The sequence below is a fragment of the Bacillus massiliigorillae genome (genome assembly GCF_000380245.2).
Classification (GTDB): Bacteria; Bacillota; Bacilli; order Bacillales; family DSM-1321; genus Bacillus_AD; species Bacillus_AD massiliigorillae.
Window position 1 is genome coordinate 3175654 of record NZ_HG428741.1, and the last position, 24943, is coordinate 3200596.

Genomic DNA, 24943 nt, shown 5'->3' on the forward strand with positions numbered 1-24943 from the left:
TATGATAAAAAGAGGAGGGGCTTTATGACTGAAAAACATTTAATTGTCTTAGATTTAGATGGAACATTACTAAAAGATGACAAAACCATATCAGCAAAAACAAAATCAACATTAGGGACTCTAATTCAACAAGGTCATCACGTTATGATTGCTACTGGTAGACCTTATCGTGCAAGTTTACCGTACTATAACGAGCTCGCTCTTCAAACTCCAATTGTTAATTTTAACGGAGCTTTCGTTCACCATCCATTAGACGCTAACTGGGGACTTTATCATAGTCCGCTTGATATTAAAGTAGCAAGAGACATTGTGGAAGCTTGTAATGATTACAAGTACCACAATATTATTGCTGAAGTAAAAGATGATATTTATTTGCATCAACATGATCCAAAATTAATCGATATATTTAATATGGGAAATCCTAAAATAACAATAGGAGACTTGCGAAGCTACCTTGGTTCATCACCAACAAGTATGCTCATTCATACAGACGAAGAACATGTTTCATCTATTAGGAAGCATTTATCCGACGTACATGCCGAAGTCATTGATCACCGTCGATGGGCAGACCCATTCCACGTTATTGAAATTGTTAAATCTGGTCTCAATAAAGCTGTTGGTATTCAAAAAGTCGCTGCGAATCTAAACATTCCACAAAATCGAATCATCGCTTTCGGTGACGAAGACAATGATCTAGAAATGCTAGAGTATGCGGGATGTGGTGTTGCAATGGGCAACGGTATTGCAGAAGTAAAAAACATTGCAAATACAACGACCCTTACAAATGAGCAAGATGGTATTGCCATCTTTTTAGAGGAAAAGTTTAATTTAAAGAAAGCGCAATAATAAGAAAAGCGCAAGTGTTTGCTGGAGTCCTCTTCCTTATCATAGGAAGGTTAGCAAAACACACTAGGAGCTGGGCACCGAAGCTATACAAAAGACTAAGCAACCACTTACCGATTGCTTAGTCTTTTTAATTTGTCTTTTATTTAGTTTGCTTAAAATAAACACTTACAAATATTCATGAGGACCTTTGTAATCTTGAATCGTATTTCCGCCATCTACAACAAATAATTGACCGGTAATATATGATGCTTGTTCTGATGCAAGAAAAGTAATCATATGCCCAACTTCATCTGGGCGACCATTCCGCCCTATCGGTGTGTGAAGCCCTGCAATTTCTTCATGCTTTGTTTGTGAACCTGTTGCAATCCAACCCGGAGCTACATTATTAACAGTAATATGATGCTTGGCTACCTCAATTGCGATACCACGACTCATTCCTACCATAGCAGCTTTAGCTGCACTATAGCCTGATTCTCCAGGATTACTAACTATCGGGCCAGCAACTGATGTAACATTAATAATACGCCCATAATTAGCCGCAATCATATGTGGGATAATTGCTTTTGTCATATGAAAACAAGTTGAAAGATTGCGTGAAATAGATAAATTCCATTCATCTGTTTCCATGTCTACAAATGAAATGAATTTTTCTGGAGAACCGATTTGTCCCATTCCAGCATTATTGACCAAAATATCGACTTGACCATAATCTTGGAGAATAGCTTTCGTAACTCGTTGCACTTGTTGTTCATCCATTAAGTCAGCTATATAACCTTTTGCCTCTATTCCCATCTCCTTTAATTCATCCGCACGAGTTTGAATACGAACCGTTGTAGAAATAAGGGCAACTTTTGCACCTAATTCACCTATAATTTTTGCCGTAGCAAACCCTATTCCACTTTCACTTCCTGCTCCTGTTACAACACAAACTCGGTCTTTAAAATGTGTATGTACTTTCAAAAAATTAACCCCCTTAATCTGAATATTCAGATTAAAATTATATCAGCTTGGTGTTCATTAGTATACAAATGTATTATTACTTAAATAAAATAGCAGATTCTATCTAACAATTAGCCCCGTTTCCGACAACCATTATTTACCTTTATAATCCAATCAAATCTACATACACTATTATCGACACAGTGAATGTGTCAATTGCTTAGATTGCGAGGGGTTTACTAATGGGCAAACGTAACAAATCGAAGCGTTTCTTCCAACAAAGTAAAGATACTGTTTCCAAGCATGATGAAAAATTCCCATATCGTATGACTTTAGCTGAAGCAGAGGCAAATAAAATGAGTAGCTCTGGTTGCAGCGAATCCGGGTGTTGTTAAATGGCCAATAAACTATTTCAAGAAGCCCGTCGATTCGTAAATGAAGCTATGCATGCCGACACTCACTATCGAGAAGAAGCTATAGCTAAAGCGAAAAATGCGCTTTCCTCTGCATACGCTAACACATCAACTGCCGAAAAGCTTCAGTTACGAGACATGCAAGCAGAATTAGATTCGTTAACTTAGAAACAGTAACTTAGCAATCAAATACGCAAAAAAAAGGGCGTACCAAAAGTGATTCACTTTTAGTACGCCCTTCCTTTTTGTTTTTTTAGAAATTCATTTTAATCTTTCCTAAAGAACCCGAATACATTTGTCGTTTCCACAATGTTCGTAAATGCTTTAGGATCGACTTCTTTAATAATATGAATCAAATCATATAATTCATAACGGGTAATAACCATCATCATCATATCTTTATCTTCATTTGTAAACGCGCCTTTTGCTGGCATCATTGTAATACCACGAACTAATTTGGCATGAATCGCTTCTTTTAAAACCTCTGCTTTTTGCGTAACAATAAATACTGTTAATTTCTCATGACGAGTATGAATTGCATCAATAACTCGCGTTGTGACATAAAGAGCTACAAGAGTATAAAGAGATTTTTCTGGTCCATATAAGATACCTGCAGTAACGATAATTGCACCATTCATGGCAAATAAGTAAGTTCCAATTGGCTTATCTTTCATGCGTGAAAGAATCATAGCCACGATATCCATACCACCTGTTGAAGCTCCATATTTCAATGTAATACCTACACCAACGGCTGCAATAACACCACCAAATACAGCGTTTAATATAATATCAGGTGAAAATTGATAAATTGGAATAATTTCCATAAACAAAGACATTAATGCAACACATAAAAAGCTATAAAACGTAAACGCCTTTCCGACTTTCTTCCAGGCTAATATTGCGACAGGAACATTCAGTAAAAATATTAAAATTCCTGTTGATAATGTATACGAAGTAAAGCTACCAATGATACTAGAGAGTAATTGAGCTACTCCTGCAAAACCACTCGCATAAACCTTGGCAGGAATCAAGAAGAAATTCATTGCAATTGCATTTAGAAGTGCCCCAACAATTACCGCTAAGATTTTTTTTCCTTCCTCTATATTCAAAACTGTACCTCCTAATTATTTTAATATATTGTCCTAAATGAAATAACTGAAACATACATAATATCAAATGAACAATACTTTTCCAATGCATTTTCGAATAAAACTTAATCAACAATTCTTTCCTATTATTTTCACCAATGCTACACTAATATAGTACTTATACAAAAATAAACTATTTAAGAAGGTGAAGTTGTGACTATAAATATACTAGCAGATAGTGCGTGTGATTTACCCCTATCTTATTTTTCTGAAAACAACCTTACTTTTATTCCACTAAACGTTCATCTAGAAGGAAAAGATTACGAAGATGGAATTAACATTCAAAGTAAAACCGTTTATGATGCTATGAGACAAGGAGCTGCTCCTAAAACGTCACAAGCATCACCAGAATTTTTCCTAGAAACATTTACAGAGCTCGCTAAACAAAAAAAACAAGCCATTTATGTTGCGTTTTCATCTGAACTATCAGGCACTTATCAAACAGCTGTAATGATTAAAGAACAAGTTAAAGCTGATTATCCAGATTTGGACCTTACCATTATCGATACTAAATGTGCTTCATTAGGATATGGATTAGTTGTAAAAAGAGCAGTTGAACTTGCTAAAACAAGTGCTTCAAAAGAAGAGATTATCGACAAACTTAACTTTCACGCCAAACATATGGTGCACTTATTCACCGTGGATAATCTTGAATATTTAGCTAGAGGTGGCCGAATTTCAAAAGCGTCTGCATTTGTTGGTGGTTTATTAAATATCCGCCCGTTGCTACACGTGGATGATGGCAAACTTGTACCACTAGAAAAAATTCATGGGAAGAAAAAACTTGTCAAACGTACTTTAGAATTAATGAAAGAACATGGTGCACAGCTTGCTAAACAAACAATCGGCATCAGTCATGGTGATGATTTAAAAGCCGCTAATGATTGGAAGGAAGCTATATCAAAAGAATTCGGAACTACTTCATTTGATATAGAGTTAATTGGTTCCACAGTTGGTGCTCATGCAGGCCCTGGAACAATTGCAATCTTTTTCTTAGATGAAATGCCTGTAGATTAATCAGCATACATACTTCCTCCTTCGATGATGTAAACTAACGTAAACAAATCGAAAGGAGAAAGCATTGTGTCCCATACAAAAGACAACAACAAAAAAGCAAAAGATAATAACGCAATTAATATGAAAAGAAATGAGCTTGTAAATAAGAACTTTAAAGCAGGCAAACATCAAGATTCGAAGTCAATGAATCATTTATAAGATAAAGCCACCAGGTATACTGGTGGCTTTATCTATTTCTAACTATAATCAAAAATAATTTATCAGAAAAATCCAAATACATTGATAATATCCTTAAAATCATATATGATATCATATATGATTTATTTTTATGATAAAAACTTAAAGGAGTGATTTATTTTGATCCAAGCAAAAATCAAGCTTCAAAATCAGCTTACTTCAGAAGATATACAAATCGAAAATAACCAAATCATTAAAAACGGGAATACATACGACGTATCACAACTTCAAATCGACGTGCCTATTAAAGGAACTGTTTATGGGACATTGCTAAACTATAGAGGCGAATTAGAGGCAATGAAAGAGCAAATGAATCAATCTCCATACAACGCTCCTCCAAAGGGACCTATTCTTTATATTAAACCTAAAAATACATACACATCTTTTGCCCAACCCATTCCATTACCTCAAGATACTGAACAACTCTCCGTTGGTGCTGCTCTAGGCATCGTGATTAGAAAAACAGCCACTAGAATTACAGAAGAAGAAGCATTGAATTATATTGAAGGGTATACAATCGTTAATGATATTAGTATCCCTCACGAAAGTGTTTATCGACCTGCGATTCGCTTTAAGGCACGTGATAAGTTTTGTCCAATTGGACCATGGATTGTAAATGCATCTTCAGTTACAAATCCAAATGATTTACGAATTCGAGTGCTAATCAATGAAACAACTGTTCAAGAAAATACTACAGCCAATCTAGTTAGACCAATCGCTAAGTTACTTGCTGATGTTACGGACTTTATGACACTCCAAGCTGGAGATATTCTTTTAGTTGGAGTAGCTGAACACGCTCCACTTGCAAAAATAGGAGACCACATTCGAATTGAAATTGATGAAATTGGCTATTTAGAAAATACAATTGTTCAAGAAGAAAATGTAGCGATGGAGGGAAACCAATGAAACGAGCACGTGTAGCATACAGCGGAAGTATTCATGATGCAGTAGAATACAACGGACAATTACAATTAACTGATGGACGAATAGTAAATGAACAAGATGTCGTTTGGCTACCACCTGTTGAACCAGGCACAGTATTTGCACTAGGTTTAAATTATGCGGATCATGCAAAAGAGCTAGCATTTAATGCTCCCGAAGAACCACTTGCCTTCTTAAAAGGTCCCAATACATTCGTTGGACATCGTGGTCAAACGAGACGTCCTGCTGATGCTACTTATATGCACTATGAATGCGAGCTTGCTGTAGTAATCGGTAAAACAGCGCGCAATGTAAAGAAAGAAGATGCGTATCAATATGTTGCTGGCTACACGATTGCAAACGACTATGCCATCCGTGATTATCTTGAAAACTACTATCGACCAAATCTTCGAGTGAAAAACCGAGATACATGTACACCAATTGGACCATGGTTAGTTGATGCAGAAGACATTCCAGACCCGATGAATCTCACTCTTAAAACATATATTAATGGCAAACTTACTCAAGAAGGATCAACAAAAGACATGATTTTCAGCATCACAGATTTAATTGAATATTTCAGTAGTTTTATGACTTTAAGCCCTGGAGATATTATTTTAACAGGAACACCTGAAGGTTTAGCAGATACAGCAGTTGGAGATGAAGTCATTACTGAAATTGAAGGCATCGGACGTCTGATTAATACAATTGCTGGTGATGATACTTTTGTAAGTAAACAAGAAGTACTATCATCAAGTCAGAAGGAATAAGAAAAGTGCAAGCGCCCCGCTAGCTCCGTATTTGCTGGAGCCATCCAACCGAGATAAAGGAAACACGAAGAGACAGAAGTAGATTCGATGTTGACTTATCATTGGGAGGATGACGAAGCACACTAGGATCCGGGCGCTGGAGCTAGACAATAAGAAAGGAATTAATTTTATGCCACATTTCATTGTTGAATATACCGACAACATTAAAGACGATGCTCGCATAGATGAACTCTTACGTAAAGTAAATGAAATACTTATATCTTACTCACCTATTTTTCCAGTCGGTGGTATACGATCAAGAGCTATTGAATTACAACATTATTACATCGCTGATGGATCAGAAGATGATGCTTTTGTTCATGCTACCTTAAAAATAGGAGCTGGTCGTTCAGAGAGTGATAAAAAAGCAGTTTGTGATGAACTCTTTAACATGATTCAAGATCACTTCTCAGACTTGTTTAACAAAAGATACCTTGCCCTTTCACTCGAATTATATGAATTCAGTGAGGCTGGAACGTATAAGAAAAACAATATTCATAAACGCTATAACAAAGCATAGCAGGTGTAAGGTTAGACACCACAAATTTTTTATACTTTATTATCTTTTAAAGAAAGCCTTCCTGCTCTAAAGGAAGGCTTTCTTACATATTATTTTAATTTTTATTAAAAACAACTAACTTAAGCTCTGTCATTTCCTCTACAGCATATTTAATTCCTTCTCGTCCAACTCCACTTTCTTTCACACCACCATAGGGCATATTATCAACACGGAAAGTAGGAATATCATTAATGATTACACCGCCTACATGTAATTCATCAGCAGCAAATAAGGCCGTTTGAATATTATTTGTATACACTCCGGCTTGTAAGCCATAACGTGAATCATTTACACGTGCAATTGCCTCATTGATGTTTGAAAACGAATTTACAATCACAATAGGAGCAAATACTTCCTGACAAGATACCTTCATTTGATTATCTACATTTGTAAGTATGGTAGGCAATAGCACATTATCTTGTGATTCACCACCTAGTACCACTTGAGCACCTTGTGATTTGGCCTCATTTATCCAAGCTAGCGAACGTTCGACATCACCTTTTGAAATAAGAGCTGATACATCTGTTGCTTCATCAAGCGGGTCACCAATCGTTAATTTTGCAGTTGCTTCTGCCAGATTTGTAACGAATGTTTCATAAAGGTTCTCATGAACATAAACACGTTGCAGTGAAATACATACCTGACCTTGAAAGGAAAATGCACCTGTCACACAACGATCGATAATTTGATCAATTTCTATACCATCATCAATAATTAACGCTGCATTTGACCCTAACTCAAGCGTAACTCGTTTTAAACCAGCTTTATTTCTAATTCCAATTCCAACAGCTGGGCTACCAGTAAACGTAATTTTGCTAATTCGATCATCCTTAACTAATTGGTCACCTACTGTTCTCCCCCCACCTGTTATTACATTTAAACAGCCATCTGGAAGACCTGCTTCCTTAAATAATTCCGCTATATAATAAGAAGAAAGTGGTGTTTGTGAAGCAGGCTTTAACACAATGGAATTCCCTGAAGCAATAGCGGGTCCAACTTTATGAGCCACTAAATTCATCGGAAAATTAAACGGAGTAATGGCGCCAATGACACCGATTGGCTCTCGAACTGTATATCCGATGCGATTAACACCACCTGGTGCAGCGTCTAAAGGGATTGTTTCTCCACGTAATTGCTTTGCTTCTTCAGCCGCAAATTTATACGTTTGAATTGTTCGCCTTACTTCTTCTCTCGCTGTTTTTAGAGGCTTAGCTGCTTCTAATGCAATAATTCTAGCTGCTTCTTCTAAACGCTCTTCTAACAGTAAAGCTAGCTGCTCAAGAATTGCTGCACGTTGATAAATAGGCATCTTTGCCATGATTGTTCTTGCTTTATAAGCAGAAGCAATCGCACGATTTGTTTCTTCTTCATTTGCTAAGGGAATGCTTCCGATTTCCTCCTCAGAATATGGCGAGTACAACGATTGATAATCGTTTGCACTCACCCAGTCTCCATCTATAAATAAGTCTCTCTTTATAATTTCCATATCTCTTTGCACTGTCATAATTCCCTACTCCTCTTTGCACATATTCAAAAAAAAAGAACAACAGTACATCATACCGCTGCCCTTTCTTTGCGTGTCGAACTATTTTTCTATACTAAAGTTTCCGCTGCATAGCCACCATATTTGCCTTTGTAGAAAGTTAATGGCTCTCCATCATTCAATACAAGATCTTTTACTTCACCAATAAATAACGTGTGGTCTCCAGCGACCTGATAACTGTATACATCACAAACGATACTTGCTAATGAATCTTTAATAAGAGGTAAATCATTAGACCAACTAAAATCAACATCTATATTCTCTTTAAGTTGACCAGCAAATTGCATTGAAACTTCTTTTTGTTGATCTGATAGTAAATTCACCACAAATTTATTTGATTCTTTAATTTTACTTAGCATTTTTGCTTTTTCACCGATAGAAATTAATACAAGTTTTGGCGTTAATGAAACTGACATAAATGCGTTTGCTGTCATTCCGTGCACTTCATTATCAGTTGTAGTTGTGATTACTGTAACACCTGTAGCAAACATACCCATGGCATTTCGAAACATACGATCGTCCATTCTTCATACCTTCTTTCTATTTTAAATAGGCAATTTTGATATATTAAAGAAGAAACTATTTTTTAAATAATAAATTCAGGCTTACGTTTTTCTAGAGTTGGCTCTTTAGTAGTCACTTCTTCCTTCGTGATAATATCAAGAAGAGTAGAAGCTTCATCAAACCATGAATCCGGAGCTTTTGCTCCCCAGAATGTTTGACGTCTTGGGTCATCTAAATCCCAATGAAGAGGTCCAACATCTGGATCAGAAGTTAAATAATCCCCATTGTACAATTCAATACGATGGCCATCTGGATCTCTTAAATATAAGAAGAATGCATTTGATAAACCATGACGACCAGGTCCGCGTTCGATAGATGAAGCATATCCTACTGACGCTAAAACATCACATGTATGAATAAGTGCTAATGGATCTGGTAACCAGAAAGCTACGTGATGTAATCTTGGTCCAACTCCATTCATAAATGCTTGGTCATGAACACCTGGCTTACGGTGTAACCAGCTAGCCCATAACTTACCATCTTTATCAACTGTATCTTCCGAACAAGCAAAACCTAATTCATTTACGTAGAAATCATATGCTTTTTGTACATCAGGAACTGCACAGTTCACATGATCAATTCTTTGAACTCTTGAACCTCTATACTGATCATAGCGCTGTAACATTCTTTCTACTTGAGGCATAGAACAATAGAATTCGATTGGCAATCCTGAAATATCTTGAACGTGAAGAGCTCTGCCAATTGCATGTTGAGTTCCCTCTTCCATCCATTTTGTTGGTAAGCCTTTTGATTTGAATAGAGCCTCTAGTTCTTCTAAGTCTTGTTCTTTCGTTACCTTGTATCCTAATACATCAACACTTGCTTTATCAGCTTTTTGTAATACAAGACTGTGATGATGAATTTCCTCTAATCCACGTAAATAAATATGAGTATCCGTTCTTTCCGTTTCAATAAATCCTAAAGCATCTACATAAAATGCTCTTGAACGATCTAAATCTGTTACATTTAATACTGTTCTTGCAATACGAATAATTGAAAATGTCATCTCATATATCCCCCTATTTTTAGTTATCCCTTTTTTAAAACTTGCACTAACCTCTCAATTACAAGCGAAGATGTTTAAATAGGTAGGTAGTAAGCGGCTAGTAAAGATTCAATCTATTATTTTTCAGCTGAGCTAGCAGCGACTTGCTTCTTCATACCAAACTTCGGAATATGAGGATCTCCGATTGCTACGTGCACAACTTGTGTTTCAGTGTAGAATTCAAAACTATAATGTCCACCTTCACGTCCAATTCCACTTTGCTTAGAACCTCCAAAAGGAATACGTAAATCACGCACATTATGTGAATTAATCCATACCATACCGCTATCAACAGACTGAGCCAGACGATGACCACGTTTCAAATCATTCGTCCAAATGAATGCAGCTAATCCATACTTAATATCGTTTGCCATTCGTAAAACTTCTTCTTCTGTTTTAAATGGAATAACAGCCATAACAGGTCCGAAGATTTCCTCTTGAGCAATTCTCATTTCGTTATTACAATTCAGTAGAAGTGTTGGAGCAATATAGTTTCCTGCTTTAAATTCTTCTGGAATGCTTCCACTTATAACCTCAGCGCCTTCTTCTTTTGCTAAGTTAATATAGTAAGATACATTATTATAATGCTTGCGATGAATAAGTGGTCCCACTTCTGTTTCTGCATCCATTGGATGACCCACTTTAATATTTTGCACACGCTCTTTCAGCATTTCTGTAAATTTCTCAATAACAGACTCATGTACAAATAATCTTGAATTCGATGTACAACGTTCACCATTAAACGAATAAATCCCCCAGATAACAGCGTCAAGTGCTTTTTCTAGTTCAGCATCTTCGAAAATAATAGCCGGTGACTTTCCGCCAAGTTCCATCGACACACGTTTCAACGTATCTGCACCATTTTTAATGATTTCTGAACCTGTTTTTGTCTCACCTGTAAAAGAAATAAGTTGAACATCAGGATGAGCAACAAGAGATGCCCCTGCTGTTTCACCAAATCCGTGCACAATATTGAACACACCTTTTGGTAAACCAGCTTGATCAATAATTTGTGCTAATTTATTAGCTGTTAGCGGAGACCATTCGGCTGGTTTTAATACACATGTATTTCCTGTAGCTAACGTTGGAGCTACTTTCCATGTTTCTAACATAAACGGAGCATTCCAAGGAGTAATTAATCCCGCTACACCTACTGGTTTATGCACAGTGTAATTAATGAATTCAGAATCTACTTTATATGCTTCTCCAACAAGTCGACTATTCACCATTTGAGCGTAGAAGCGGAAATTATCTGCTGCACGTGCAGCCTGTTTTTTTGTTTGACTGATTGGTAATCCAGTGTCGAGGGATTCTAGGTAGGAAATTTCTTCAGCATTTTCATCAATTAAGTCAGCAATTTTGTTAATGTAGCCCAATCGTTCTTGAACTGTCATTTTTCTCCAAGGACCGTTATCGAAAGCCTCCCTAGCAGCCGCTACCGCTAGTTCAATATCTTCTTGGAAACCTTCAGCAATTTGGTTGATTGGTTGATTATCAAAAGGGCTGATGTTTTCAAATGTTTTACCAGCAACACCATCCACAAACTGTCCATTTATATAATGTTGAATATTATAAACTGGAAATTCACGCATCGTTTTTTCTCCTCCTTATATAACTCTATTCGGGTTAAAGAGGGGAAACTCTTAATTGCTTGAAGAAGTCTCCCCTTTTATTTTAATGGAATTATGATTTAATAGATTCGATTAATCCTAAAGCTTCTAATTCTTTACGAATTTCATTTGTTAAAGCCTCTGAAGGTGGTCCCATTGGTGGTCTTAGTGCAGGGTTGATTTTTCCTAGTAATCCCATTGCTGTTTTTAATGGACCAGGATTTGTTTCTTTAAAAAGAACATCATTAAGTGGCATTAGTTTGTAATGAAGATCTAGTGCTTTATCAACTTCGCCAGCTTGCCATAAGTTATATAAATCAGCTACTTCTTTAGGAGCTACGCAGGCAGTTGCAGCGAAATGTCCTGCTCCACCAATGGCTAACATTGGATAGCATAGTAATTCAATTCCTGAATATAACAAGAAATCTCTACCACAATTCAATAATACGCGGTTGATATGTTCAAAATCTTTATTCGATTCCTTTACACCAATAATGTTCTTACAATCTTTCGCCAGACGAGCAAGTGTTTTCACTTCTAAGTTCACACCAGTTCTTCCAGGAATGTTATAAACGATTATTGGAATATCTACTGAATCCGCTACTGTTTTAAAATGATCATATAAAGCTTGTTGGTTCGGTCTATTGTAATAAGGAACAATGACTAGAGCAGCATCTGCTCCCATTTCTTGAGCACGTTTTGTTAAATGTAATGTTTCCTTTTGATTAGCTGAACCTGTTCCTGGCACTACTGGTATACGACCATTTGCAGCTTTAATAGCTGTTTCCATCACTAGCTCACGCTCAAGCGTTGTTAATGAACTTGGCTCACCTGTTGTTCCAGTTACAGAAATTCCATGTGAACCACTTTCAATATGCCATTCTATTAATCCTTTAAGCGCTTCCACATCAACTTCTAAATTCTCATCAAATGGTGTAATAATAGGAGAAATCGATCCTCGTAAACGACTTTTAATTTCTTCAAACATTTTCGAAACCACCCTTTTCTTAATATTCAGTATTTTCTGATTATAAAACTTATAAAAATTGGCTTTGCTTTTAATAAACAAAGCCATTCGAGTTACAACGCTTTATTGTCTTGAATAGAGGCTTTTCTTTTTCGAAAGGCAGTAATCGTATTCATTTTATGTTCTCTCACAATTGCTTCAATCTTTTCGAAAGGAGCTTTTTCTCTTAATACTTGAATAATATCTGTATGCTCCTGAATAGATTGAACAGCTCGTTGAGGAACAATCGTAAAGACTGTTGATCTAACTCGATCCAACCGATGTTGGGTTTCTTTAATTTTTTCAATTAATATGGGATTTCCGCATTTCTCAAAGATTGTAGTATGAAATATACGATTTAAATCACCAAACAGCTCTAATTCAAAGTCCTGAAGGGCCTCATCCATTTCTTTGTTTAAATTAATTAGATTTTCATAATCACTGTCCGTTAAATATAAGGAGCTAAGGGCGGTTGCATAACCTTCCAATATACCAATGACCGTTAACGTTTCGATGTATTCACTTTCATTGATACTTGTTACGACTGCTCCGCTATACTGCTTATACTGAATCAATCCCTCTGATTCCAATTGTCGAATAGCTTCCCTAACTGGAATTGGACTTGATCCTAATTCCTTAGCAATTTGGTCAATGATAATCCGCTGTCCAGATTTGTAAGTTCCTTCTAGAATCTGTGTGCGAAGATGCTCATATGCAAGTTGTGTTTTATTTGGATTATTGGTTTTCTTTCCCATGAGCTAATCATATACGAAATCATATATGATTTCAATAAGTTTTTTGAAAAATCATATATGATTTTATTTTCTAACTAATATAAACTCAATAACTTCCTATATTTTATCGTTAATAAACATTACTAAATAATCATTTTTGTCAAATATATAAGCGATAATGAGCTATTAATAACACTTTCATGTTGTTAACATTATTTAAAAGTTTTATATTTCCAAAACCTTCTAAGGAGGTGAGTATTCATGCTAGGTATGGAGGATGTAACTATTACTCTCGCTTGGATAACAACTGTACTATCAATGGTTGGATGTATTATTTATGGGCTTATTATGTGGAATCGAGGAGAAGAGGAGGATTAATTGAAATGAATCTTACAGTATTAATTTCACTAGTTATTATCTATCTAATCATCATGTCAGGACTTGCCTATTATGGTTATCGAATGACTAAATCAGAATCCGATTATCTAGTTGGCGGTCGTAATACACACCCAGTCATTATGGCTCTTTCCTATGGAGCTACCTTCACAAGCACATCTTCATTAATTGGTTTTGGCGGAGTTGCGGCTATGAATGGATTCGGATTATTATGGCTAGCATTCTTAAATATTTTCCTTGGAGTATTCATTGCTTTTGCCGTATTCGGTACTCGTATTCGAAAGCTTTCTGTAGAACTAGGAGCATACACTTTTTCTGACTTACTAGGTAAGCGTTATCATTCTAAGTTTATTACCGTCTTTTCTGGAGCTGTCATCTTTTTATTTATGCCAGCTTATACAAGTGTCGTACTTATAGGGGGCGGACGCTTTCTCCAAGAATCAATAGGAATTGATTATAACCTAAGTTTACTCATTCTTGCCATCATAGTTGGTATATATGTGATTGGTGGGGGAATTAAAGCGGTTATGTATACGGATGCATTCGCTGCAGTCGTTATGTTAATAGGTATGGCAATCTTCTTGTTCATGAGTTACAAAGCAGTCGGAGGAGTTATGGAAGCACATAATGGTTTAACAGCTTTAAAAAATATGATTCCTCAATCTCTCATTGACCAAGGACATCGGGGGTGGACTTCTATGCCTGAAGTTGGCTCTCCAATCTGGTGGACGCTCGTTAGTACGATTATCATGGGTGTTGGTATTGGCGTATTAGCTCAACCACAATTAACGATGCGTTTTATGACCGTAAAAAACAATAATGCCCTCTATCGTTCTGTTTTAGTAGGTGGTGTTTTTATTTTCTTTATGACTGGTGCTGCATTTATGATTGGACCAATTAGCAATCTATATTTCTATAATACAACAGGTAAAATCTCTTTAGATATGGCAAATGGAAATGTTGATTTAGTTATTCCGATGTTTATTAGTCATCTAATGCCTGAGTGGTTCGTTTATTTATTTACACTCACACTTCTATCAGCTGCAATTTCCACTATTAGTTCGTTAATCCATCTCCAAGGTTCAGCCTTTGGACAAGATATTTTAAAAACAGTAGGGATTAAATCCGTTTTCGGAATGGATGGTTCACGAATCGGCGTCTTTATCGGTGTCTTAGCTGCTGTCATCTTATCTTACCTCCTTCCAGGTGGAGTTATCGCTCAATCAACTGCGTTTTGGTTTGGCATATGTGCAGCTGGCTTCTTACCAACTATGATTGGGGCTTTCTTTTGGAAAAACTCTACTAAAGAAGGAGCTATTGCAAGTATAGTTGTTGGATTTTCTACGAGTATTATCGGCTTTTTATTCTTACACGAAAAGGAATCAGCAACTCTTGGTTTAGCAAAGGCTTTATTCGGTAAAGATACTCTAGTTTCTTATCCTTGGACTTTTGTAGACCCTTTATTCTATTCCCTACCCCTATCAGCGATTGTTTTCGTAGTTGTCAGTTTACTATCTAAATCAAAGACGCAAAGTACTAAACTACAAGATGCAAATATAAGTTAATGATTTTTACCCTTATTAAACTACTGCAAATTTTTTGAAGGAGGAGTCATTCAATATGATTATTGACGAAATAAAACAAATGAAAAATCAGGTATTAGAAGGTCAATTCCCACAATGGCTTATAACCGATCCAGAAGTCTACAAACTTGAGCAAGAAAGAATTTTCGGTACTACATGGCTGTTTTTAGCACATGAATCTGAATTAAAAGAACCTGGCGAATATATTACTCGCATGCTAGCTGATGATCCCATTCTTTTAATGAAAAATAGTAACGGAGAAATTAAAGCCTTTCTAAATTCTTGCTCACATCGAGGAACACGTTTATGTACAGAGGATTTCGGTAAAAAGAAAGCTCATATTTGTCCTTATCATGGCTGGAGTTACAATTTAGATGGTGAATTAATTGGAATTGTTGCAGGAAATAAAGTTTATGGTGAAAAGATGGATAAAAGTGAATGGGGACTTCGTCCTGTTCCACGAGTTGAAAGCTATCAAGGGATGATTTTTGGAAACTTAGATGTTAATGCTATTTCATTAGAAGATTATTTAGGCGATATGAAATGGTACTTTGATATAATGCTAGGCAGAAGCGACGGTGGAATGGAAGTAAGAGGTATTCCTCAACGTTGGGTGGCAAAAGCAAATTGGAAAATGACAAGTGAGAACTTTGCTGCCGACCCGTATCATGTACAGACTACACATCGATCAGCCGTAGAAATGAAACTAACTCCAAGTGACCCTTTATATGCTTCATACGGTCATCAAGTTGTTTTAAATAATGGACATGGTATCAATGTGATTACGTCAGTCACTGGCCAATCAGCTAACCGTTTTCAAGGGATGCCTGAATCAATGTGGCCTATGTTTGAAAAGAATTTAACTAATGAACAACTAGACGTTTTCTCAAAAGTAACAAATTTTGTCGGGGGTGTATTCCCTAATCTTTCATTCTTAAGCTCCTGTAGTGGTACTGAAGGAAATAAATATAATCATCTACAATTTAGAATATGGCGACCAATTAGCCCCGATCAAGTAGAAATTTGGGTTTGGTATATGATTGATAAAGCACTTCCAGAAGAGTATAAAGAAAAATCGTATAAAGGATTTCTTGCTACATTCGGTGCAGCAGGTACTCTTGAACAAGACGATACTGAAAACTGGGCACGAATCGTTGAAGCAAGCCAAGGTAAAATGGCTCGAGATAGAAAACTAAGCTATAACAATGTGGCGAATTATTTGATGGGATTTGATAACGTAGAAGCAGACCCAAATTTTGTTGGTCCCGGTACAGCCTATCCTACTTGTTACACTGATCATATCGCACGGAGTATGCATAAATATTGGTTCGAACTCATCTCTGCACAAGCTGAGGTGACAATCAATGAATAGTGCTCTACATTATGAAATTACACAATTCCTTTATCAAGAAGCTTATCTTCTAGACCATCGACAATATAGAGAGTGGTTAGAACTCCTAACCGATGACATCCAATATTGTATGCCTTTACGAGTAACCGTTCAAAATAAAGTGCAAACAAATATAGTACATGAAATGTCATACTTCACCGATACAAAAAAAGACGTTACAACGAAAGTGGAAAGACTTTATACGAAATCAGCATGGGTAGATAATCCTGCACCAAGACAAAGACATTTTATCAGCAATATCATGATTGAACCCACTTCTAATTCAAATGAATATAAAGTAAGAAGTTATTTCTTATTTAAACGCAGTAGAAGTTCTGAAATAAACACGGAAGAGATATTCGGAGAAAGAGAAGATATCATTAGAAAAATAGATCAAAGTTGGAAAATCGCCTCTCGCATTGTATACCCTGACCAATCCGTACTAACAGTAATGAACTTAAGCATGTTTTTATAAGAAAAGCGCAAGCGCCCGTTAAGCGACGTATAGATTGGAGCACTTCGACTGAGATAAAGGAAACACGAAGAGGCGGTAGCTGATTCGATGTTGACTTATCGTAGGGAGATGGGTGAAATCTACTAGTCGCTGGGCGCTGGAGCTAGACACCGCACAAAATTATATACATTCTTATTTTATTAGAAAAACACGACTTATCGCCCCTAATGGCGAAAGTCGATGTCTTTTCTTATACTTTATTCCTTTAATGAAGTTAAACTTTCTTAAAGTATAAGAAAAGCGTAAGCTCCCTCCTTAGCTCCGTATGTGCTGGAGCCCCCAACCGAGATAAAGAAAGAGCTATACGCTAGAAATAAGCAGGTGTAAGGTTGAACAGCAGAAAAAAATTAGGGTTGTACAAAAGATATGTTTTCCATTCCTTTTGTACAACCCTCTTTATATAAAATTTCCATTCTTCCTATATTCCATTGGGCTAACACCTATCATTTCACGAAATGCCCGACTTAATTGTGTTTGACTACTAAATCCTATCATTTCTGAAATTGCCATCAATGATAGATCAGTAGTTAACAATAGTTCTCTAGCCTTTTGTAATCTGACGTGCCTTACATATTCTATAGGAGACATTTTTATATTTTTTCGAAACAATAAACTCAAATGACTTTCACTTATATAAACCTCTTTAGCTAATCGATATAAAGTAAGCTTTTCTTCTATATGATCATCAATAAAATAAAAAAGATGCTGAAGTCGTGAATCAATTGTTGGTAGAAGTTCTTCAGCATACGGTTGTAATAAAGTAAGTATTTCTACAAACCAGTGAAGTGTAATGGCGTTTAATTGTAGTAATTGTATAGTTTGATTTAAAGCAAGCTCAAACTCTCCATTTTTGGTAGTGTACAAATTCTTAATTTCAGGCGTCCAGCCTTTTTTCATTTCCCTCCAATAATCTACTAATTCTGTACGTTTATCATATTCATTCAAATTAGTAACGATAGGAAACTTATACAATCTAACTAAATCAAAAGATCCTAATTTGTTTTCAAACGCGATTTCTAAATGATGCATAGGAGGAAATGTTTTAGATTCTTCTATTTCAAAAGAAATTTCGGATGGGAATATAACGAGATCTCCTCCACGAACAATATACTCCTCGTTATTGATTCGAACAATCTTTTTTCCTGATACAACATACCAAAAAACGCTATATGGACGGTCAACCTTATGGATTTTCCAATTAGAAGGTCTTATATTCTCATCAATGCGATGAATGCGAAAAAAAGTTTGATTTAGTTCATTGAAAAGTTTAAGTTCACTTTTTTTCTTATAACTATTCATTAACTATAAACTCCTACTGTTTCATGTAATATTGTATTGTTTCATTTTTCGATACAATGTATTTCGACCAATAGCTAGTTTCTCCGCAGCTCGCTTAATATTCCAATCACATAGTTCTAATGTTTCCCTAATATGAGTAATTTCTAAATCTTTAATTGTACTTCCCTTTTCAATTGTAGCCATGTCTTTGTCGACCAACTTTATTTGAAGATGTGATGCATGAATAATATCACCTTCTCCTAAAAACGCGGCTTGAAGCAATGTGCTTTTCATTTCTCGTATATTACCTGGCCAAGTATATTTATTAATTAATTCTTTCGCATCTGTAGCAAATGTTTTCGTTGCTCCATGAAGCATTTGTTGCAATAAATGTTCTGCCAACTCAATTTTATCAGTTCGTTCTCGTAGGGATGGTATTGTTAATTGAATTTCTTTCAAACGATAATAGAGGTCTGCTCGAAATCGACCTGCGTTAATTTCTTCTTGAAAATTCCGATGCGTAGCCGCAATAATGCGCACATCAACTGGCTTACTTTTCGTTCCACCAACAGGGGTAATAACTTTCTCTTGCAGTACACGCAATAATGTACTTTGTGCTCGTAATGACATATCACCAATTTCATCAAGAAATAGAGTACCACCATTCGCCGCTTCAAACTTCCCGATGCTCCCCTTTGGATTGGCTCCAGTAAAGGCTCCTTTTATATAACCAAAAAGCTCACTTTCTATTAAACTTTCAGGAATGGAACTACAGTTAACAGCTATAAAAGGCATTGTTGAACGAGAGCTAGCAGCATGTATAGATTGGGCAAACATTTCTTTACCCGTTCCACTCTCCCCTGACAATAAAATTGAGAAATCTGTTAAAGCCACTTTCTTTGCAAGCTGAATGGACTGACTCAGTTTAGAGCAGCTACCTTTAATATCATTAAACGTATAGTTATTTTTGGAACTTCCAGCATTTTTTTTAGCGGGTTGTAGAGCAAGAGTTTGCCAATATCTATTTGTGGTATCGCTAATTATTTCTGTAGCAAATTGATTATGTTGTACAAACTCATTTCCAACACAATTGAATCCTAAAATGTTTTGAGCAGCATTATTAGCAAAGACAATTGTATTATCTGCATTAAGCGAAATAATTGGCTTTGAAACATGATTTGATAAATTATTTAACTCTTGTAGCGCTACTATTTTCGTTTTCTTTTCATTCTCAAGAAGCATTTTATCTTGTAGTAATTCCGCAATCATGGAAACGAACGGAAGCGCAGAATAATCAAATTCACTGATTTCACTGCTAATATTTATAACAGCTATCACTGAATGATCTAATCCAAAAACGGGATACGAAACACAAAGTAACGATTGATTCTCTGAAAAGAAATGATCTTTTCCTACTAGCTTAATTGGCTTTTTTTCTCTAATCGACAATGCAACAGCATTCGTTCCTTTGTATTTCTCATTCCAATTAATACCCAATAATGAATTTTTTCGTTTGGCAGGAAGTGAATCTAAATACGAGCCTATTGAATACGTGAGACGCCCATGATGATCTATTAAATCCATTTTATGGTGAGAGTTATGAATGATGGGGTAAATTCTCTCAAATACTTGAGAAGCATAGTAAATTAATTTTTCATTCTCTAATTGAAGTTCTTTCAAATACTCACTTGTTATGTTTTGTTCTTGTGCTGGTTCATAAGAATTCAATCCGATTTTTTGGCAACGCTTCCATGAGTCTTTAATAATTTCCACATTTCTTTGAGGAACTAACATATATTCCGCCACTCCTTTCTTACATTAGAAAAACTGTACGAACTGGAACAAAGGAGTTCTTGCTAGTGCTAATGTTCCACTAACATATAGCACACAAACAACCATTATGAAATAGGAACCCTAGCACAAGCTAGAACTAAACAATTAAGTAAATATTAGGAAAAGTATATAACGATTGTGAAAATACAGCAATGTTTATTTCTGAATTTTCAGAACTTGTTTGTTCCATTTTGTAACACAGTGTTCTAAAGTAGCACATCTCATACATAAAAAAGTAGGAAATATGACTATAAATCAATTGGCATAGTTCTTGCAATTCTTAGAAATACAGAGTTGTTAATTAGGGAGAAAGACCAAATTCAAATAAAAAATTAAGGAGGTATTCAAATGGAAAGCTTAAATAACAAGTCTCGCTCTTATGAATTTAGAATTGTAACATTCATGTTCCTAGCATGGGGATTTGTTTTCCTTGATCGAACTGCATTGTCTTATATTATGCCTGTTTTAGTTGATAGTTTAGATTTAACAAACGGGCAGGTTGGACAAATAAATATGTGGCAAACAATCGGATACGCAATAGCAGGTCCATTAGTAGGAATGTACTCGGATCGAACAGGTAAAAGAAAGCCACTATTAATAGCAGCCATTTTATCAACAGCTATTTTTTCTGCTATATCAGCATTAGCTACCTCATACCCTCTATTACTCGCTGTGAGATTTTTGGTTGGAGCAAGTGAAGGACCGATTTTGCCTCTAGCTGTATCAATGGTAGCATCCGCTTCATTAGCTGGGCGTTTTGGAAGAAATGTTGGGATTGTCAATGCTGGGGTTGCTGTTATCTCAGGTACACTTGGGCCAACATTAGTAACACAGCTCGTTTCGTTTACAAACTGGCATATGGCATTCGTTATTGTAAGTATACCAAGTATTATTCTAGCCATCTTAATTTGGCGATTTACAGAAGAGGTGCCGTCTGCACCAGTAGTTGAACAACAAAGCCAACCAGAGAAAAAGAATGGAATATTTGAAGCATTGAAATATCGAAATATCGTTATGTGTATTCTTATTAACATTAGCATGATGACTGGTTTTTGGATTTTGGCTGCCTTTGCTCCACTTTATTTAACATCTGTAGGAAACTACTCCATAGAAAAAATGGGCTTAATTATGTCACTAATGGGGATTGTAACAATCATTACTAGTATTCTAGTTCCTTTGTTCTCTGATTATTTCGGAAGAAAATCAGCTTTAATGATTTTCGCTTTATTAGCTGGGCTTGCGCCACTAGGGCTATATTTATTCCCTACATCAATAGGAGGAAGTGCCTCATTAATTTTATGTGGCGGTTTATTTGGTGCCATCGCTCCCATTTATATGAGTATCATTCCTGAAGAAACGATGCCAGTTCATTTAAGAGCTACCTCAAGTGCTCTAATTATCGGTATTGGTGAAATTATGGGTTCCTTCATTTTAGGAGGTTCAGGAACACTGGCAGATTCTTATGGATTACCATTTGTTATGATTGTTGCTGCTATCTCTGGATTAGTCATTACATTATTAAGTATCGGATTGATTGAAACCAATCCTCGTAAAAAACAAAAAGGTTCATCTGTTGAATTAGATCAAAATGAAATTGTTTCGTAATATCCCCCCTTTTTAAATCTAATATAGGAGTGAATGAAAAATGGAACAAAAAACTGGTTTTATTTATGATGAAAGCTATTTTTGGCATGATACAGGAAATGGTGCATTATTTTTACCACCTGGCGGATGGATTGAAGCGGACGAACACGGTGAAAGTCCGAAAAGTAAGCGTCGTGTTAAAAACTTGTTAGAGCGTACTGGCTTTATCGAAGAACTGAAAGTAATGAAGCCTCGTTCAGCTACTAAAGAAGAAGTAGAGAGAAATCATAATCCATCGTATGTAGAAAAGGTTAAAGCATTAAGCGATGCTGATGGTGGCGACGCTGGTGAACTAGCTGTTGTGGGTAGAGGTTCCTACGAAATCGCTTTGCTTTCTGTTGGTGGTGCGATTACAGGTGTTGATGCTGTTATGGAGGGCACTGTTCAAAACGTATATGCACTAACTAGGCCACCTGGACATCATGCAGAAAAAGAGTTAGGCATGGGCTTCTGCTTGTTTAATAATGTCGCAATTGCTGCACACCATGCACGAGAAAAATATGGATTAAAACGCATATTAATTTTAGACTGGGATGTTCATCATGGAAACGGTACTGAAAATGCTTTCTATGACGATCCTGAAATACTTACTATATCAATTCATCAAGAACTAAATTTCCCACCGAATAGAGGTTACGCTGAACATTTAGGTGAAGGTGCTGGAGAAGGCTATAATGTGAATATTCCCTTACCTGCTGGTACAGGAAATGCTGGATATTACTACGCACTTGAAAAAGTTGTATTTCCTATAGCTGAGCAATTTAAGCCAGAACTTATTATTGTAGCCGCTGGTCAAGACGCTAGTGTATTCGATCCACTTTCACGTATGTTAGTAACAGCAGATGGCTATGGCAAAATCGCCGCTCTTGTTAAAGAACTTGCAAAAAAGCTATGCGATGGACGCCTTGTTGTTTGTCATGAGGGTGGTTATAGTGCTGCATATGTACCTTTCTGCTCATTAAGAATTATAGAATCATTAAGTGGCTTAAAGAGCAAAGTGACAGACGACCCGTATTATGAAGCTATTAAAAGCTTACCAACTGATGTTTTAGCTAAACATCAAGTCGAAGCAATTGAAAAAGTTATAGAAATTCAATCATCATTTTGGACATTTACAATCAACGCTTAAAGCTCAAACCTTCTTTGACCTCCTTACATCACGTATTTCAACTCATGTTCCATTTTGGAGCATAAGTGCTCCAAATTAGAACAATATCTTACAGAAAACAAGCGAAAAATGCTGTATTTTCGCCTTGGCATGCATCTTGCATTTTAAATTTATAAGTTTAAATCATTATCTTACTGAAGCAAAAGTATTCTAGACATCACTGTAAACGATTACATCAAAACTATTAAATTAGAAATTCACAAAAGTTAGGGGACTATGAGATGGATAAAAAATATCAATTATTTATTAACGGAAAATGGGTAGATGCACTTTCCGGAAAAACTTTCAAATCAATTAATCCTGCGACAGGAGAAGTGAACGCTGTAGTCGCTGAAGCTGGTGCAGAAGATGTTGATTTAGCTGTAAAAGCAGCTCGCCAAGCATTTGAATCAGGTCCTTGGGCGAACATGGCTCCTGGAGACCGTGGACGATTATTATATAAAGTAGCACAAGCACTTTGGGAGAAAGCAGATATGCTTGCTACAATCGAATCAACAGATAATGGTTTACCAATTAATGAAACAAAACATATCGCAATGCCTGCTATGATTGACGTACTTGAATTCTATGCTGGGTTAGCAAATAAAGTTCAGGGCGCTACACTTGCCTCTCCAAGTGATCGTTTAAACTACACGTTAAAAGAACCAATCGGAGTTATTGGAGCGATTGTTCCTTGGAACTTCCCATTGATGCTTACAATGTGGAAGCTTGCTCCTGCTCTTGCTGCTGGTAATACGATTGTTATTAAACCAGCTGAGCAAACGCCTGTCAGTATACTAGAAATGGTTAAAATTTTCCATGAAGTAGGTATTCCAGATGGCGTAATCAACGTAGTTCCTGGATACGGTAGTGTTGCAGGAGAAGCTTTATCTTCACACTCTGATATAGATAAAATTGCGTTTACTGGCTCTACTAATACAGGTCGATTAATTATGCAATCTGCAAGTAAAAACTTGAAACCTGTTAGTTTAGAGTTAGGCGGAAAATCTCCAAATATTGTATTTGATGATGCTAATCTTGAAAATGCTGTTAATGGGTCCATGTTTGGTATCTTCTTTGCCCAAGGACAAGTATGTGCATCAGGTACACGCCTTTTCGTTCAAGAAAGTATTTACGACAAATTTATGGATTCATTCGTTAACAAGATTCAATCCATTCGTGTGGGTAATCCTTTAGATCAATTAACACAAATGGGTCCTCAAGTTTCACAACAACAATTGGAACAAATTCAAAGATATGTTGCTGTAGGGCTAGAGCAAGGTGCTAATCTGGTAACCGGTGGAGAAAGAAACTTGAAAGCCGGAAATGGATATTACTTCACTCCTACTGTATTCGATAATGTAACAAATGAAATGACAATCGCAAGGGAAGAAATCTTCGGCCCAGTTATTTCAGTTATTCGTTTCAAAGATGAAGAGGATGCTTTACGCAAAGCAAACGATACTATTTATGGCTTAGCTGCTGGAGTTTGGACAAACGATATAAAACGCGGTCATCGAATGGCTCGTGGTTTAAAAACCGGTACTGTTTGGGTGAACACGTATAGCTTATTAGATAGTGCTGCTCCTTTCGGTGGAAAGAAACAAAGCGGATTCGGAAGAGAACTTGGACTTGAAGCAATGGATATGTATACGTCAACAAAGCATGTATGGGTTGATTTAAATGAACAAGGCCTAAATTGGTACGGCGTATAAATCTATCCGCCTATTAAATAATCAAGTTGCAATAACTAGTATAATTCGATTG

25 protein-coding genes are annotated in these 24943 nt (G+C 36.2%); 15 read left to right on the forward strand and 10 right to left on the reverse strand.

Features of this window, described 5'->3' with window-relative positions; translation table 11 throughout:
• Positions 1-24: 24 nt before the first annotated feature.
• Positions 25-846, forward strand: a complete 822-nt coding sequence (locus TX86_RS14700) for a Cof-type HAD-IIB family hydrolase (RefSeq protein WP_042349546.1) — start codon at positions 25-27, stop codon at positions 844-846.
• A 165-nt stretch (positions 847-1011) separates the two neighbouring features.
• Here the strand turns inward: TX86_RS14700 and TX86_RS14705 are convergent, their stop codons facing one another.
• Positions 1012-1806 carry an SDR family NAD(P)-dependent oxidoreductase gene (locus tag TX86_RS14705; protein WP_042349548.1) on the reverse strand — a complete coding sequence of 265 codons (795 nt, stop codon included), beginning with the start codon at positions 1804-1806 and terminating at the stop codon, positions 1012-1014.
• Positions 1807-2027: 221 nt separating this feature from the next.
• Here TX86_RS14705 and TX86_RS27035 point away from each other — a divergent pair, with 221 nt between their 5' ends.
• Both TX86_RS27035 and TX86_RS14710 read left to right on the forward strand, forming a co-directional pair.
• Positions 2028-2180 carry a hypothetical protein gene (locus tag TX86_RS27035; RefSeq protein WP_195892895.1) on the forward strand — a complete coding sequence of 51 codons (153 nt, stop codon included), beginning with the start codon at positions 2028-2030 and terminating at the stop codon, positions 2178-2180.
• Positions 2181-2366 (forward strand): DUF3813 domain-containing protein, encoded by a 186-nt coding sequence (locus TX86_RS14710; protein WP_042349550.1) that lies wholly within the window; start codon positions 2181-2183, stop codon positions 2364-2366.
• 98 nt (positions 2367-2464) lie between these two features.
• On the opposite strand, the gene TX86_RS14715 is transcribed toward TX86_RS14710, so the two are convergent.
• Positions 2465-3307 (reverse strand): YitT family protein, encoded by an 843-nt coding sequence (locus TX86_RS14715; protein WP_042349551.1) that lies wholly within the window; start codon positions 3305-3307, stop codon positions 2465-2467.
• 192 nt (positions 3308-3499) lie between these two features.
• Here TX86_RS14715 and TX86_RS14720 point away from each other — a divergent pair, with 192 nt between their 5' ends.
• The 5 genes from TX86_RS14720 (at position 3500) to TX86_RS14735 (ending at position 6850) form a co-directional block, all read left to right on the forward strand.
• On the forward strand, positions 3500-4363 hold the full coding sequence (locus TX86_RS14720) for a DegV family protein (protein WP_042349553.1): 864 nt from the start codon (positions 3500-3502) through the stop codon (positions 4361-4363).
• Between the two features lie 66 nt (positions 4364-4429).
• Positions 4430-4561 (forward strand): hypothetical protein, encoded by a 132-nt coding sequence (locus TX86_RS27470; RefSeq protein ID WP_268258253.1) that lies wholly within the window; start codon positions 4430-4432, stop codon positions 4559-4561.
• Positions 4562-4720: 159 nt separating this feature from the next.
• Positions 4721-5506 (forward strand): fumarylacetoacetate hydrolase family protein, encoded by a 786-nt coding sequence (locus TX86_RS14725; RefSeq protein ID WP_042349554.1) that lies wholly within the window; start codon positions 4721-4723, stop codon positions 5504-5506.
• On the forward strand, positions 5503-6291 hold the full coding sequence (locus TX86_RS14730) for a fumarylacetoacetate hydrolase family protein (RefSeq protein ID WP_042349557.1): 789 nt from the start codon (positions 5503-5505) through the stop codon (positions 6289-6291). Before TX86_RS14725 ends, TX86_RS14730 begins: the two co-directional genes overlap by 4 nt.
• A 169-nt stretch (positions 6292-6460) precedes the next feature.
• Entirely contained in the window at positions 6461-6850 is a 390-nt protein-coding gene (locus tag TX86_RS14735) for a 5-carboxymethyl-2-hydroxymuconate Delta-isomerase (RefSeq protein ID WP_042350521.1), read from the forward strand.
• A gap of 94 nt (positions 6851-6944) precedes the next feature.
• On the opposite strand, the gene TX86_RS14740 is transcribed toward TX86_RS14735, so the two are convergent.
• The 6 genes from TX86_RS14740 to TX86_RS14765 form a co-directional block, all read right to left on the reverse strand.
• Positions 6945-8393 (reverse strand): aldehyde dehydrogenase family protein, encoded by a 1449-nt coding sequence (locus TX86_RS14740; protein ID WP_042349559.1) that lies wholly within the window; start codon positions 8391-8393, stop codon positions 6945-6947.
• A gap of 89 nt (positions 8394-8482) precedes the next feature.
• The gene (locus tag TX86_RS14745; protein WP_042349561.1) at positions 8483-8956 is read right to left on the reverse strand and encodes a flavin reductase family protein; all 474 of its coding nucleotides are present in this window, start codon (positions 8954-8956) and stop codon (positions 8483-8485) included.
• Between the two features lie 62 nt (positions 8957-9018).
• Positions 9019-10002, reverse strand: coding sequence for a 3,4-dihydroxyphenylacetate 2,3-dioxygenase (gene hpaD / locus TX86_RS14750; RefSeq protein ID WP_042349562.1), 984 nt, complete (start codon positions 10000-10002; stop codon positions 9019-9021).
• Between the two features lie 116 nt (positions 10003-10118).
• Positions 10119-11633: a 5-carboxymethyl-2-hydroxymuconate semialdehyde dehydrogenase gene (hpaE, locus tag TX86_RS14755; RefSeq protein ID WP_042349564.1), complete on the reverse strand. Its 1515-nt coding sequence runs from the start codon at positions 11631-11633 to the stop codon at positions 10119-10121.
• A 91-nt stretch (positions 11634-11724) separates the two neighbouring features.
• Positions 11725-12639 carry a 2,4-dihydroxyhept-2-ene-1,7-dioic acid aldolase gene (gene hpaI / locus TX86_RS14760; RefSeq protein ID WP_042349565.1) on the reverse strand — a complete coding sequence of 305 codons (915 nt, stop codon included), beginning with the start codon at positions 12637-12639 and terminating at the stop codon, positions 11725-11727.
• A 92-nt stretch (positions 12640-12731) separates the two neighbouring features.
• A complete protein-coding gene (locus TX86_RS14765) occupies positions 12732-13412 on the reverse strand; it encodes a GntR family transcriptional regulator (RefSeq protein ID WP_042349567.1) in 681 nt (226 codons plus the stop codon).
• 240 nt (positions 13413-13652) lie between these two features.
• On the opposite strand from TX86_RS14765, the gene TX86_RS27570 reads away from it, so the two are divergent.
• Genes TX86_RS27570 through TX86_RS14780 form a run of 4 tightly spaced genes read left to right on the forward strand, consistent with a single transcriptional unit; the run spans position 13653 to position 17235 of the window.
• A complete protein-coding gene (locus TX86_RS27570; protein WP_336469860.1) occupies positions 13653-13769 on the forward strand; it encodes a symporter small accessory protein in 117 nt (38 codons plus the stop codon).
• Positions 13770-13774: 5 nt separating this feature from the next.
• The gene (locus TX86_RS14770) at positions 13775-15352 is read left to right on the forward strand and encodes a sodium:solute symporter family protein (protein WP_042349568.1); all 1578 of its coding nucleotides are present in this window, start codon (positions 13775-13777) and stop codon (positions 15350-15352) included.
• A gap of 55 nt (positions 15353-15407) precedes the next feature.
• A complete protein-coding gene (locus tag TX86_RS14775) occupies positions 15408-16742 on the forward strand; it encodes an aromatic ring-hydroxylating oxygenase subunit alpha (RefSeq protein ID WP_042349570.1) in 1335 nt (444 codons plus the stop codon).
• Positions 16735-17235, forward strand: a complete 501-nt coding sequence (locus TX86_RS14780) for a 3-phenylpropionate/cinnamic acid dioxygenase subunit beta (protein WP_042349572.1) — start codon at positions 16735-16737, stop codon at positions 17233-17235. Before TX86_RS14775 ends, TX86_RS14780 begins: the two co-directional genes overlap by 8 nt.
• Positions 17236-17670: 435 nt before the next feature.
• Here the strand turns inward: TX86_RS14780 and TX86_RS14785 are convergent, their stop codons facing one another.
• Together TX86_RS14785 and TX86_RS14790 are read right to left on the reverse strand one after the other, a co-directional pair.
• Positions 17671-18573, reverse strand: coding sequence for an AraC family transcriptional regulator (locus TX86_RS14785; RefSeq protein WP_042349575.1), 903 nt, complete (start codon positions 18571-18573; stop codon positions 17671-17673).
• Positions 18574-18594: 21 nt separating this feature from the next.
• Complete coding sequence (locus TX86_RS14790; RefSeq protein WP_042349577.1) at positions 18595-20346, reverse strand: sigma-54-dependent Fis family transcriptional regulator; 1752 nt, start codon at positions 20344-20346, stop codon at positions 18595-18597.
• Positions 20347-20733: 387 nt separating this feature from the next.
• Between TX86_RS14790 and TX86_RS14795 the strand changes: the two genes are divergently transcribed.
• The 3 genes from TX86_RS14795 (at position 20734) to TX86_RS14805 (ending at position 24891) form a co-directional block, all read left to right on the forward strand.
• A complete protein-coding gene (locus TX86_RS14795; RefSeq protein WP_042349579.1) occupies positions 20734-21990 on the forward strand; it encodes an MFS transporter in 1257 nt (418 codons plus the stop codon).
• A 40-nt stretch (positions 21991-22030) separates the two neighbouring features.
• Positions 22031-23158 carry a class II histone deacetylase gene (locus TX86_RS14800; protein ID WP_042349581.1) on the forward strand — a complete coding sequence of 376 codons (1128 nt, stop codon included), beginning with the start codon at positions 22031-22033 and terminating at the stop codon, positions 23156-23158.
• Between the two features lie 260 nt (positions 23159-23418).
• A complete protein-coding gene (locus tag TX86_RS14805; protein ID WP_042349582.1) occupies positions 23419-24891 on the forward strand; it encodes an aldehyde dehydrogenase family protein in 1473 nt (490 codons plus the stop codon).
• The last annotated feature ends 52 nt before the right edge of the window (positions 24892-24943 follow it).